The organism is Bacteroides stercorirosoris, from assembly GCF_900142015.1.
Lineage (GTDB): Bacteria > Bacteroidota > Bacteroidia > Bacteroidales > Bacteroidaceae > Bacteroides > Bacteroides stercorirosoris.
In genome coordinates this window covers 103,664-117,165 of sequence record NZ_FQZN01000007.1, presented here as the reverse complement: position 1 = coordinate 117,165, position 13,502 = coordinate 103,664, and the positions used below count along the sequence as shown (strand labels likewise).

Below are 13,502 nucleotides of genomic sequence, written 5' to 3'. Positions count from 1 at the left end.
GGAAAAGGGGTATCAGAAAGAGACATCTTTTCCTCCCTTTAAGAATTGCATTCTATTCAATGGTAACTTTTGTAAGTGTACAACCCGTGCCTTGCACAATAAAACTATATCCCCAGTCTATAAGAGTCGTCAATTTGGTAGCCAAGTCATCATCTACAGAAATAGCAATCACTCCACTGGCATCGGGTACCAGTTCCGCGCCATCAAACAAACCACCCCAATGACCATCGAACAATTTCACTTTACTGTCAGCATCATACACATCGAAATAGAGCCTCAACGTCATACCTGCCTTCAGTCCGGCATCCACAAACATGGTGTTAGGTTTCATCTCATGGTTCACTGACCAAGCTGCCATATCAAGGCTACCTTTCCACACAGCAGTTTCCAAGCTGATATGTTCTGTTAAGGTAATCTTGCCAATGATGTAATTGCAACCAGTCATAACCAGCCCACCATTATTAACCAATTCATCAATCATTTCCTGAGTCAACGTAAGCGTATAGCTTTTAGCGCCGGCTTCAAGTGAAATATCTCCACCACTGCCAGGCAATGCAGCCCAAGAACCATTACCAAAACGCATTTGCCAATAATCAGCCGTCTCATATTCAACGAAATGAATTGTTAAGTCTGTTCCGGCAGTCACCGTAGACCAGTCATAGCCACCCCAGGAAAGGTCGGACATGCCTCCCCAAGAACCTACATCACCAACACCCGTCCAGATGACGGTTGTAATCTCAGTCGCCGGAACGAAATCAATGCTATAATCAATCGTGCCGTTAGAAGAAATCAATGTTACCTTAGTCCCTTTACCAGCTGCCTGCGGAATACTTATATAGAGTTTATCACCGTTGATGATATACTGAACATTCTGGCTATTTATCTGAACACCTGTCAGTTTATCACCATTTGCGACCCCAATCTCGAATATCTCGCCACCTTTCAACTCCGTTTCTTCACCCGGCAATACAGGGATGTAGCAGAACTCGGGAGCATTAATAGTAAGTTTTCCCGTTTCAACACTCTCTCCATTTGCCATCACCAATGTCAATACACCGGATTCCGTGCCCATAGTAGGCATCTCTACAGTCAGTTCTGTCGCAGAAGCCGGAATAACTTCCACTTCGGCACCACCGGTATAAACCACCTTAGCTACTAAGTCAAGATTCTTACCTTGAATAGTTACATCACCACCCAAAGAAACGGCATCATTGGCAAATGACATGAATTCCGGTTTCAGAGTAGTAATAGCCACCGGTACGGAAGTACCACTTGCCGTGTTCAGCAGCAACTCACCACTGATAGCAGCAGCAGGCATCGTTACTTTCACCTCTGTAGCACTCTTCGAAGCAGGCTCTACAGCCTCTTCCATACCCGGGAAAGTAATGGTAGTCACCAGTTCCATATTGACACCCGTCAATGTAATCACATCACCGCCGCGCAATCCGTCAGCCGGAGTTGCTACTACCTTTTCAGGTAGTGCCATGCCAATGTTGGCAATAGCTACTTCCACACCCGAAGCGGGAATCATCACAACAGCTCCATCCGTTGCATTTTCCGGTAATATAAATGTGATGGTTTCTTCACCCCCTTCAGATTTATCGTATGCAAATTCCACTTCTTCACCATTTGGCATCTTCACCGTATTTACCAAATCAAGGTCTTTACCCTTCACTACAATTTCATCACCCGGTTTCTTTGCAGTCAGGTCAAGCGGTGCTTCCACAGAAGGCAGAATAATAACAATTCCCTCCACTTGTATCAGGTTACGCAAAGCATCGGAATCATCGGAAGAAGCATCAGCCAAAGTCACGTCACCTGTCTTTGCTTCCATTGGAACTTTCACCTGAATTTCCTGGCGTGAGTGTGCGATGAAATCAGCCTCACCTACCGGTAACTCTTCAAAGAAGATTACTTCTTTAATAAGATTCAGATATTCACCCTTGATGGTGAGTACATCGCCAGGTTTCACCGGATTAGGTGTAATCGTCTCTACGCCTATAGGCTCGGTATAAGTAATCTTAGTCTTTGTAGTAATCTCTCCCGTAGGTGTTTTCAGAGTAACATACCCTACTTCAGCCGTTTGAGGAACGGTTACGCGTATCTCATTCGCACTGATTACTTCTATATCAGTAATCTCCCCGCATCCGGGAATAGATACAGATTGTATCTTATCCATTCCGCTACCCAGGAAGCGGAGTACACCGCCACGGGCTACAGGACTGGGACCAAACACATTCAAGCTGATACCACCTTTATATTGGTTAGTATCTTCTTCATCTCCATCATCGCAGGCCGAAAATGACAAGCAACCCAAGAGTATGAGGCACATCATCCAAAGTGCCGAAAGTTTATATGTCTTGTTCATATCTATAGTATCTTTAAAGGTTATTTATTGGGAACCGCACGGATATTATCGATTTTGATAATCGGCGTACACTCTGTACCATTCACACCTCCGCCTACAACGAAGAATGTCAGACTGGCAAAATCTCCCGGTGAACTGGGAACACTTTCAGCCGCTGCACCTAAACGGTCGAGAGTAAAGTTGGAAATAGGTACAGTTACAGTTACCCATTTATCACCGGTATCGTAAGAGCCGGTATCCATCCAAGGGCGGTACAACGCACGACCGTATGCCCCTAAACCATCTTCTCCATTAAAGACCTTGGCATTGGCTCCTGCAACAACCCCGTCAAATCCTTCTATAGGATTACCACTCAGCGTCACCTTGTCATAACCTGCAAAACAAATCTGCATAGCACCCGCACTCCACGGATTAGACGTAGGAATATACATCTCGAACTTCAAGGCCATATTAGCAAAATCTGTAAAATCTACCAGATTATGCAATGCAATACCATCACCCGATGTCACATTCTGCGGACTATCCCACGAACCACACCAATATTCGAATGCAAATACACCGTCGTTCCAACCACCGTCCACACTCATTTTTGATGTACCGTCACCCAACTGGACAAAGTTGCCCGTAAGTGAGGTTTCATCCGTCTTGATTTCTCTTTCGTGCCAACCGTGATTACCCAAACCAGTCTTTCCGTCAAAGTCGAACATAAGGCCACGCGAATCGAGATAGTGGAACGTAGAAGTACTCTCGCCATAAATAGACGCTACACGAATAGAGCCCTCTGTATCACATTCGGGCATTCTGAAAGTGATAGTACTATTAGTGAGCTTTGTAAACGTGGTAAGTTGTTTACCATCTGGAAGAATAACAGTAAGCGGCACATTAGGATCATCAATGAAGTAATTTCCATAAAGAGTCACTTCACTTCCGGCAGTAGCGTATTCACATGACATAGAAGCTATCATCGGCTTGGGAACGATCACATGGAAAGCATATTCTACCGTATCCTGCGAGGCAGTCACCATATAAATTTTGTCACTCACTTCTTCAGGTATATTGTCAGGTATCTGTACAATCATAGTATGAGATGTGATATAACTGGTATTCAACTGTGCCTTTTGATCATTAAAATAGAGTTCCTTGATACTTGTAAGGTTATCACCCACAAGGCAAATAACAGATTTCAGACTTGCCTCCACAATAAGCGAATCCGACTGTGCCAAATAAGGCATACGTATATAACTCACCTGGGGCAGACCACCGGTAAGCTCAAACTTATCAGGCTGGTCCTCACATGAAGTAAACATTCCCGCAATCAGCAGCAGACTTACTACCAACCCTTTGAAATATATATTCATTTTCATATTCATTACTGTTTAACTGATTAATAAACAAACTCCGTTCTTACATCCACGTGTTGAGCCTCATCCAGCAAATGGGGATTATACACCACATCTTCGTCAGGAAGGGGGAGTTTGAAAATAGATGCCGTCACATTAGGTTTCGGAGTATTAGTCTCATAGTACATGGTAGATTCATCTACGTTCCATACATTATTCATCTTATACTCTTTGTAGAGATCGGGTAATCCATAGTAACCGTTACGGCGTTGCGCTTTAATGATATCCATTGCTTTATTTACATCGTAATAAGACATACGAACAAGGTCGAACCAATAGTCACCTTCAAAGGCCATTTCTAAACGACGTTCCTTCAAAACCTGGTCAAGAGTGATACTGGAAGGTCTTTCGTAAGCAGATACAGCACGCTGGCGAACTTTATAAAAAGCGTCAATGGCACTTGCATCCGTAGTAGAATTGTTGTTACCGATTACAGCCTCGGCATAAACCAGATATATATCCGCCAGACGGAGCACATGAGTACTCAACGAGCTGCATTGTTGTCCCGGACTGATACCGAACGTCTTGATATGGTCGTTTGTATTTCCATAAAGATGCTTAGCGATATTGGCACCGGTGCCCGACTGCAAACCGTCATTAGAACCGGGTGCATATTCCTTATCATAAAGAAAATCCAGATAATTGAATCCTCCCTTGTCCTGCCACCAATAACTATACTTATCACCAGCCATCATCATTGTGGCTTTGCGGCGGGCATCACTCTGGTTCCGCTGAGTAGGATTATCAAGCGGAGAAACATTGAACGCATCCTGCAAGTCAACAGAAGGTGCAGTCCAATCACCCCAACAATTATAAGTTTCAAAGCCCTTCATGGCAAGTTCCGAAGTCAGACAGTTTCCACAGGTATAATTATTTTGTTCAGCAGTCCAGCGCCAGCCAAACAAGCTCTCATCACAAAAATCATTTTCTCCTTTGAAAATATCCTCATAATTAGCCATCAGCTGTTTACCTGAATTATTGATGACATCTTTAGCATAATTGGCAGCCTTAGCCAGGTCATCTGCATCCCGTTGTCCGTTTCCGTTGGCGTTGATTCCGGATTTTGTCAGGTAAACTTTGGCCAGCAATCCTTTGGCAGCCCATCGGTCTATACGCCCGGCTTGATTTTCCTCCGGCAGTAATTCAATGGCCTTTTCCAAGGTCATAATGATATATTCATAAATGTCGGCAGCTTTCACTTTATATTTTTCATTGTAGTTGCCTGCCGCTATTTCCGAACTGTTATCATGAACGATTGGCACTTCACCGAAAATACGTACCAGATAAAAATAAGCCATCGCCTTCCAGGCCAGACATTCGCCCATAGCGGTATTCTTCACACTTTCAGAAGCATTGGCCGTTTTCAATCGGTTATAAATGGTATTGGCCTGCGCATTGACAGCCCACAATGAGTTAGATGTACTTTTCATATCTTCGTCACTGCCGTTTACCGTAAAATTGGCATAAGGGCTTCCACCCAAAAGCAAGTTACCCGACAATGCCTCAGGAATCTTATAATATCCACGACTCAAAAAGTCGTACCACGGTGAATTGTAAAGTGTATTGACACTTACTTTGGTCTGGGCATCATTCTGGAAATAGTTGCCATCGTTGTAACTATCCTCATTGGGTCTGTCAAGGAAATCCTCGCACGATACGAAGGATAATCCCAGTATCGCTCCCATTGCTATATATTTAAGTTTTGATACTTTCATGTGTTATTCTATTTAAACGGTTAAAAAGAGAGATTCAAACCAAAGGAATAAGTAGTAGGTGAAGGATAACGTCCAAAGTCCACACCATATACATTCGGAGACATTGTACTGACACCTATCTCGGGGTCATAGCCGTCATAGCCTGTAATGGTCAGCAGATTCTGAATGTTACAGTAAACACGCAGATTCTCTATACCGCACTTGCTCATCCACTTTTTAGGGAAGGTATAACCCAACGAAATATTCTTCAGACGAATGTAAGAACCGTCTTCCACATAACGGTCACTGATACGGTCGTTATCGTTAGGATCACCGATAATAGCACGCGGTAAAGAAGCATTCGGATTGGCAACACGTACATTCTCCACATGATTGTACCACTTCGTACCGTCGGTATATACAATAGAAGGATCAATCGGTTCCAGTTGGGCACGTTTCAAAACATCAGCATGCTGATTGGCCCAAGGAGAACTCATGGTAGTCAGATTGCGTTTAGTAAGATTCATCACTTTATTGCCATAACTTCCGTTGATAAAAATACTCAGGTCGAAGCCTTTATAGCGGAACGTATTGTTCCACCCGAATGTGAACTTAGGCATGGGTGAACCGATATTGGTACGGTCATTCTCGTTTATCACACCATCACCATTCAGGTCTTTGTATTTAATATCACCCACATATACAGTATTAGCACCATCAAACACTCCATTCGCCGGATATTTCACAGGTTTGGGTGAAGTTTGCAAATCGGCAAGGTCCTGATAAATACCATCTGTCACATATCCATAAAAAGAGTAGAGACTTTCGCCTGTATCAGAAAGGCTTACCAATGTACTTCCCCATTGCGCATACCCCATAATGGCCGAACTGGCTGTACCGTTCAAGGCTATCAACTTATTCTTATTCCAAGAAATCTGGAATTCCGAGTCCCACTGGAAATTGCCAATCAACGGGTGAGTATTCAGCGTCAACTCTAATCCAGTATTACGGATGTGTCCGTAGTTACCCATCGGTGCTCGCAGTTTAGAGTTATCATTGCCCGAGGTACCCATGTAAGTAGGCATCTGCAAATCCATCAGCATATCCTTGGATTCCTTTTGATACCAATCGAGAGTTACATTAATTCTATCATTGAGGAAACCGAGGTCAAGTCCCAGATTTATCTGTTCTTGTTTCTCCCATTTCACATCCAGATTAGGAATATTCTGCGGACGGTAACCAGCTCCAAGCGAGGTATACACCTGTTGCATATTCACACCCCACACATAAGAATTAATACTGGAATTACCAGTCTGCCCCCAACCGGCACGTAATTTACCATTGCTGATCCATTTGATATTCTTCATGAACTTCTCGTTAGTAAAGCGCCAAGACAGAGCGAAAGAGTGAAATCCTGCCCAACGATTGTTCGGGCCGAAGTTTGAGGAACCGTCGTAACGGTAAGTATAGGTAGCATTGTAACGGTTGTCATAGCTATAAGTCCAACGGGTAAAGAACGAAGCCATAGAACTACTGCCAAAACCAGCACCAATGGTTGGGGTATTAGTACCTAACATCGGATTATGTACAGCGTCGGAAGGCAGATTGGAGTTAGCGACTTTAGTATAGTCATATTTACTTTCCCAGCATTCCTGACCTATCATTGCACTTACAGAATGCTTCTCGGCAAACGTGTTATTATAAGTCACGTAGTTCTTCAACTGCCAGAAAGTATTGTTATTTTTCTGAATACTACTTTCATTAGCTTCTTTCCAGTTAGGCAAGTCTATGGCGTTGTTATACACTTCTGCCTTACTGTAACCAATATCATAACCTAGTTCCGCATGCCATGTCAAATTCTTGACTGGTGTCAGTTCTGCGTAAATATTACCTGAAAGCTTCTTGCGATTCAACATATTGTTGTGCTCCATAGCCTTGGCAATAGGGTTATGAATGCTGTAATTCTCGCGGGCAAAAGAGGCATAGTTTCCATCAATGTCATAAATAGGAGCCTCAGGTAAAGAAGTCAGAGCGAAACCGACAATACCTTCGGCACCATCAGCCAACTTTATGTCATCATTCGAATCGGCAAACGTAGCACTCAACCCCAATTTCAGCCATTTCTTCAACTGCGCATCTAAATTTACGCGTAAAGATAAACGATTGAAGTTAGAACCGATGATAGTACCTTCCTGATCCATATAACCGGCCGATACATAGTACTGGATTTTCTCCGTACCACCTTGTGCCGACACTTGATGTTGCTGTTGGAAAGCTGTCTGGAAAATGGCATCCTGCCAGTTGGTACCTACGCCCAACAAAGAAACATCACTATAATAAGGATCTTCTTTCACGCCCCCGAAGCCTGAGGCCACAAAATCATTATAATACCCTCCAAAGCCCCGGAGATTGAGCATATCCAAACGTTTTGTTTGACGACTTACAGCCATCATACCATCGTAAGAGAACTTGGCTTCACCGGCTCTACCTCTCTTAGTAGTAATCAGAACCACACCGTTCGCACCTTGTGCACCATAGATAGCTGTAGCAGAAGCATCTTTCAGAATCTCCATACTTAAGATGTCAGCGGGGTTAATGGTTGACAATGGGGAAATAGTAGACGTAGTACCATTGTCCAGCGCATCACCAAAGCCTAAAGAAGAACCGCTTGTACTTCCGCCTTGCACAATCACGCCATCTATCACATAAAGCGGTTCGGCATTAGAATTGATGGTGGCCTGTCCGCGTACACGGATAGAGGAAGCTGAACCTGGGGCACCCGAAGTCTGCACCGCCGTCACACCGGCTGCACGTCCCTGCAAAGACTGGTCAAGATTCGTAATAATCGAGCCTTTAATTTTATCTTCGCCCATAGATACCGAAGCACCGGAAAGGTCACTCTTTTTCATCGTACCGTAACCTACAACCACTACTTCATCCAGAAGTTCAGAGTCTTCTTTCATCACCACATTCACGACTTTTTGTCCCGGCTTCAAGGTAATTTCCTGTTGCTTATATCCGATACAGGAAATTACCAGTACATCTTTACCGGTCGGAACACTCACACTAAATTTTCCATTTACGTCCGCTATAGAACCGGTACCGGTTCCTTTTACCAGGACATTGGCGCCAATCAGAGGGGAACCATCCGTACCGTCAGTAATTGTACCGGTAACTGTGGTCTGTTGGGCCATCACATGACAGCTCAGGAAGAGCGTCATCAGAAACAACATAAAGTTCTTCATATTATAACTATTAGATTTAAAAAATTCTGTAAATCCTTCAATGCAAAGGTAGGTGATGTCGATAGCGCAAACAAGTATAATTTTATCAAGAGCTAATACTATATTGACAAAGCAATACTATCAGTTCACACCCCATAAGCATGTTCTCTTATTTATTTTATATTATCGGTATCTGTCATCTAAGGGAGCGTAGCCGAAGGATGACAAATGCCCGAAGGATTTATTTTGCCTGTAGTTCGTCACGGACCATCCGTCCCCATTCTTTCAAGTCCTTATCTTTCCAATTGCCTTCGGAAGAAGCGGACGGAAGAAGCATCGAACAAGTCTCATCCTTATCCGATACAGACCATGCAACCCAACTTATGGAACGCCGCTGCATCCAGTCCAGCCAGTTTTGCCATTCCTCCTTATTGATGGCACCGTCGCCACTGGCCTCCATACCGGCACATTCGGAAACAAAAATAGGAAGTCCCTTACCCAAAGCGTAGTCAGTGCGGTCGCGCAACCACTGTCCATGGGTATTAGCGTAGAAGTGGACAGTATACATTATATTATCATACCCCGTAATAGGGTCATCAGCCGCTAGATGAATATCTTGGTCCCAATGCGGGCAACCTACCAGAATAACAGCTTCCGGCTCTATGGCGCGAATCGTTTTGATAACTTCCACAGAATAAGTCTTCACCTGTTCCCAGCTATCATCCACCGGTTCATTGAATATCTCATAAATAACATTGGGGACACCTTTGTAGCGGGTTGCCATCTTAGCAAAGAAATCCTTTGCTTCTTCCTGGCGGATGCCATGACTATGCCAGTCAATAATCACGTAAACATCATTTTCAATAGCTGCATCCACCACTTTCTGCACACAGTCAATACCCATTTGCGGACGTTCCAGATAGGCAGTGTCCAGCTCTATCCCCATAGAAGCGCGAAGCACCTGCGCTCCCCAGTCTTCAGAAAGGTAAGCCACCGTGGAAGCATTATAAAAACGGGGCCAAAACTGATGCCAGCCATAACTAACCCCTTTCAATACCACTGTATCTCCTTTTTCATTCATCAACTGTGTACCGGTCACACACAAGCGAGGCAGTTGTTCCACAACTTCTCCCGAACCATTTTTCTTCGACGTACCCATACCGCACCCGAACACTGCCGCCAGCATAAAGGCAGCCAATATACCTTTCCAAATATTCATCATCTTATTTCAGTTTTTCATTTTCAGCCTTAATAATCCCAACCGTAGTATCCGTCGCAAAAACAGAATTCAATCCTTGTTGCTCCTGTGCCGGATCACCCGTATAATCATCTCCCTTCTCCCAATACACATGTCCGGGATTCTGTTCGGCAAAACCGCCCCACGCCCAGAAGTTGCATCCGGCAAAGAGACCGCCGCTTTCGCGATCCCGGCGAATCAGGTCGAACACATAACCATAATATTCATCACGGGCTGTGGTAGGCGCATCTTTAGAGAACCGGAAACCATCGCGCGGAAAGCCGAACTCCTCAAGCACGACAGGCTTCTTATACTTCCGTGCCACTACCATATGATCATCAATATACCTCTTCGTATTCTCTTTGGCTTGCGGAAGAAGTTCCGTCAAGCTGTCGGACTTCACCCACCCCCAGTTATAAGGCCAGATATGAATATTCAGATAATCGATATTCGGGTCGGAATGAATCTTCTCGTAAAGAGCGATATCCCCTTCACATCCCCATGCACCTTCACTTCCGGAAGAGACCAGATGATTAGAGTCAAGCGACTTTATCTGTGACGCTACATCTGCCATCCATTGCGCAAATGATTCCTTATTTTCGTCAGAAAAAGCGCGAGGCTCGTTGCCAATCTGCCAGGACATAAGCGTGGGATCATCCACATATTTTATCTGATTATACCTATTGGTTCTTGTGACGATATCCCTGACGTAATTGGCAAACAAGACCTTCGCGCTGTCCGATTGATGAAACTGTTTCACGTATTCCATATAGGCAGGCCAGCCGTCCACCGCAGGCACCACAGCCTTACCGTGCCCCGACCATTGCAAGTATACGGAATAACCACCACTCCATTCCCAAGAGTTATTCAAATAAAGCACGGCAGTCATATCACGCTTGCGCAGTTCATTCATGAAATAATCCAGACCGGCTAAAATAGTATCATTATACACACCGGGCGCTATTTGCAAAGAAGGCTCCACACGGGTTTTCACACCATTTTCACCGTCCGCACCTACCAATACACGCAAGTTATTGATGCCATTACTTTTCAGAAAGTCCAACTCTCTATGCAAGCGCTCACGATTACCACCTTCACCTTCTGAACCCAGGATAGCACCATACCAGAAGTTGGCACCTACATAGTAATAAGGTTTCCCGTTACGGATGAACTGTCCGTCCTCATTCACATATACAAACGGATTTTCAGCCGGCTTAGGGGTACATGCGCCCAGCAAGGAGATAAGAAGAGTCAATAAAAATAAGTGTCTCATACTATCAGTTTTTATTATTTACTTATTCCCATCTGTTTCCATATCCATGCCAGCCATTCATCCCATTGTTCCTGGTACCAATAATGCCCTGTTTCCAGATACGGATGAAGTTCTTTAGGAGAAGTCACCACATTGTAGGCAGCATACATGGAAGTCGGCGGACAAACATTATCATTATACCCCCAGCTGAACCATCCGGGCACGGTGAGGCAACGGGCAAAGTTTGCCGTATCGTAGTAACGCACCACTTTGAGTTCTTTTGCATCGGGTGCTCCATAATAATAGAAATAGTGAGGCCAGCCACAAGCACGCTTTTTGGTGTATGCTTCATGGTCGCACAGTGCCGGATGTACGGCAGCGTAAAAAGTGACACGCGAGTCAAGGGCAGCCGTCATCACGGACAGCGCTCCTCCCTGGCTGGAACCGGTTACTCCAAGAGCCTGCCCGTTATATTGCGGCAGTTCGCAGATGAAGTCGACGGCACGTAAAGCACCGATAATTACACGGTGATAATAGAAATTCTTCAAATCATTCCGGCAAAAAGTCCAGTAACAATTCAGTGCGCCATTCATCAGATTATCATAGAATGACTGTTCCATTGTAACAGGAATGCCATGTATACCGACTTCTAAAGTGATAGCACCTTGTTCCGCCGTATAGACATCGCCCGCATAGGGACGAATACCGGCACCGGGCACACGCAACAGAGCGGGGTACCGGCCTTCCTTCTTCGGCATACAAAGAATGCCATAAAAACGGGAACCCCAACGGTCAGTCTGAAAGCTGACATGATACACATTCACCGTCGAGGTGCAACGTTCGGGAAGTAAAGTCATCAGCGGTTGGAGGGAAGTATGACGCGCTTCTTCCAACTCTTTCGCCCAGAAGTCACGGAAATCTGCAGGAAACTCCGTTACGGGTTGCAGTTGCTCGGGGGCATAGGCGGCAGTGGCAAGTCCTTCATATGTACGGCCGCCCACGTGAGCCTTCACTTTGCAACGCAGAAAACCGGGAGTTTTCATTGTTCCGTGCAAGGCCAGTTCGCCATTTTTCAACACCACACCTTTTCGGGTTTCAGTAGGATACATTTCCGGACCCAGTTCATAGTCTACCTTCACATCCGGTAAAACGTTCTGAGCTTTCAGTACTCGTACAGTGAATGTACATTTCTCATTCAGACGATAATTCCAATCGGTATGATCGGGAGAAACCACTACGCGGATTTCATTACCGCGTATCTGCGCCGTCGTGGCAAGCATGCACAACAGACATCCCAAAAGAAGTGATATTTTTTTCATGGTATAAAACTAAAGATTTATTCGTTGTCTGCAAAAGTACGTGGTTTCCAAGAAAAAGAATGATACAATATTATCATATCACAATCTTCTTCTTCCTGTAGTTTTCGCGGAATTCTTTCGGCGAACAATCTTTCTTCCGTTTGAACATCCGGTTGAAGTTGGAAAGATTATTGAAACCGCAGTCATAACAGATTTCGGCAATGGTACGGGTAGAGTCCACCAACAGACGAGTGGCAAACCCCAGACGGATATCAATGATATAGTCGGAAAGAGTCTTCCCCGTGCGCAACCGGAAGAAGCGGCTGAACGAAACGGGCGTCATACCTACCATATCCGCCAGCATATTCAGACGGATATCCTCCTGATAATGATCGGCAATGTACTTCTGCACCTTCTGTACTCTCCGGCTATCCGAGAATGTTTCTATCTTGGCGAACGAAGAACTGGACAACACTTTGGCATCGTCATACTGCGACAATTCATAAAGTATTCTCAGAAAATGCATCACCGCATAGAAGCCTTGTTCTTCCGAAGCCAGCCTGTCCAGCCAGTTATACACCTTCATGATAGCCTGCATCGGGAAGCTGATGCCGCACTGCGCTTTCTCCAGCATGTACCGGATGCTGTCGAACTGGTTCTTATTCATGAAGTTCTTGAAAAACAAGTCTGACGAGAACTGGATAGTGATTTCACGTATCCCTTTCGAAGTGCATTCATGTTGCTCCCACACATGCTCCAATTCTTTACCGGTAATCAACACCAGGTCATAGTCCCCGATCACTTCGGTAGAATCGCCCACCACACGGCGGACACCGGCTGCATGTTCTGTAAAGTTCAGTTCAAACTCGGCATGGCAGTGAATAGGGTAAGTAAACTCCGTCTTACGACGGTCGGCGATATAAAAGCAATCGCGGTCGGACAAGGGAGTAATTTCCCTCATGATGTAGTTTGAGTTTTCCATATCGATTGGTTAAAAAAGTATCATGTCACAAATATAACCATTCTTTT

General features: G+C 44.8%; 8 protein-coding genes. All 8 read right to left on the bottom strand.

Annotated elements, in window-relative coordinates; all coding sequences use genetic code 11:
* Positions 1–52 precede the first annotated feature (52 nt).
* The 8 genes from BUC01_RS07170 to BUC01_RS07135 all read right to left on the bottom strand — a co-directional run bounded on the left by BUC01_RS07170 (position 53) and on the right by BUC01_RS07135 (position 13,455).
* Entirely contained in the window at positions 53–2,368 is a 2,316-nt protein-coding gene (locus BUC01_RS07170) for a hypothetical protein (RefSeq protein WP_025834433.1), read from the bottom strand.
* A 20-nt stretch (positions 2,369–2,388) separates the two neighbouring features.
* Positions 2,389–3,732, bottom strand: coding sequence for a glycan-binding surface protein (locus tag BUC01_RS07165; protein WP_025834435.1), 1,344 nt, complete (start codon positions 3,730–3,732; stop codon positions 2,389–2,391).
* 20 nt (positions 3,733–3,752) lie between these two features.
* On the bottom strand, positions 3,753–5,483 hold the full coding sequence (locus BUC01_RS07160; RefSeq protein WP_073313128.1) for a RagB/SusD family nutrient uptake outer membrane protein: 1,731 nt from the start codon (positions 5,481–5,483) through the stop codon (positions 3,753–3,755).
* 20 nt (positions 5,484–5,503) lie between these two features.
* Positions 5,504–8,707, bottom strand: coding sequence for a SusC/RagA family TonB-linked outer membrane protein (locus BUC01_RS07155; RefSeq protein WP_073313126.1), 3,204 nt, complete (start codon positions 8,705–8,707; stop codon positions 5,504–5,506).
* Between the two features lie 220 nt (positions 8,708–8,927).
* A complete protein-coding gene (locus tag BUC01_RS07150) occupies positions 8,928–9,908 on the bottom strand; it encodes a glycoside hydrolase family 5 protein (RefSeq protein WP_025834437.1) in 981 nt (326 codons plus the stop codon).
* A gap of 1 nt (position 9,909) precedes the next feature.
* On the bottom strand, positions 9,910–11,196 hold the full coding sequence (locus tag BUC01_RS07145) for a glycoside hydrolase 5 family protein (RefSeq protein WP_025834439.1): 1,287 nt from the start codon (positions 11,194–11,196) through the stop codon (positions 9,910–9,912).
* Positions 11,197–11,210: 14 nt separating this feature from the next.
* Positions 11,211–12,494: an acetylxylan esterase gene (locus BUC01_RS07140; RefSeq protein ID WP_025834441.1), complete on the bottom strand. Its 1,284-nt coding sequence runs from the start codon at positions 12,492–12,494 to the stop codon at positions 11,211–11,213.
* 73 nt (positions 12,495–12,567) lie between these two features.
* Positions 12,568–13,455, bottom strand: coding sequence for a helix-turn-helix domain-containing protein (locus BUC01_RS07135; protein ID WP_034524656.1), 888 nt, complete (start codon positions 13,453–13,455; stop codon positions 12,568–12,570).
* Between the last annotated feature and the right edge of the window lie 47 nt (positions 13,456–13,502).

What these genes read in the sequence shown, in the direction of transcription:
- BUC01_RS07170 (WP_025834433.1), bottom strand. Translation starts at nt 2,368, where the DNA reads ATGAACAAGACATATAAACTTTCGGCACTTTGGATGATGTGCCTCATA.
- BUC01_RS07165 (WP_025834435.1), bottom strand. Translation starts at nt 3,732, where the DNA reads ATGAAAATGAATATATATTTCAAAGGGTTGGTAGTAAGTCTGCTGCTG.
- BUC01_RS07160 (WP_073313128.1), bottom strand. Translation starts at nt 5,483, where the DNA reads ATGAAAGTATCAAAACTTAAATATATAGCAATGGGAGCGATACTGGGA.
- BUC01_RS07155 (WP_073313126.1), bottom strand. Translation starts at nt 8,707, where the DNA reads ATGAAGAACTTTATGTTGTTTCTGATGACGCTCTTCCTGAGCTGTCAT.
- BUC01_RS07150 (WP_025834437.1), bottom strand. Translation starts at nt 9,908, where the DNA reads ATGATGAATATTTGGAAAGGTATATTGGCTGCCTTTATGCTGGCGGCA.
- BUC01_RS07145 (WP_025834439.1), bottom strand. Translation starts at nt 11,196, where the DNA reads ATGAGACACTTATTTTTATTGACTCTTCTTATCTCCTTGCTGGGCGCA.
- BUC01_RS07140 (WP_025834441.1), bottom strand. Translation starts at nt 12,494, where the DNA reads ATGAAAAAAATATCACTTCTTTTGGGATGTCTGTTGTGCATGCTTGCC.
- BUC01_RS07135 (WP_034524656.1), bottom strand. Translation starts at nt 13,455, where the DNA reads ATGGAAAACTCAAACTACATCATGAGGGAAATTACTCCCTTGTCCGAC.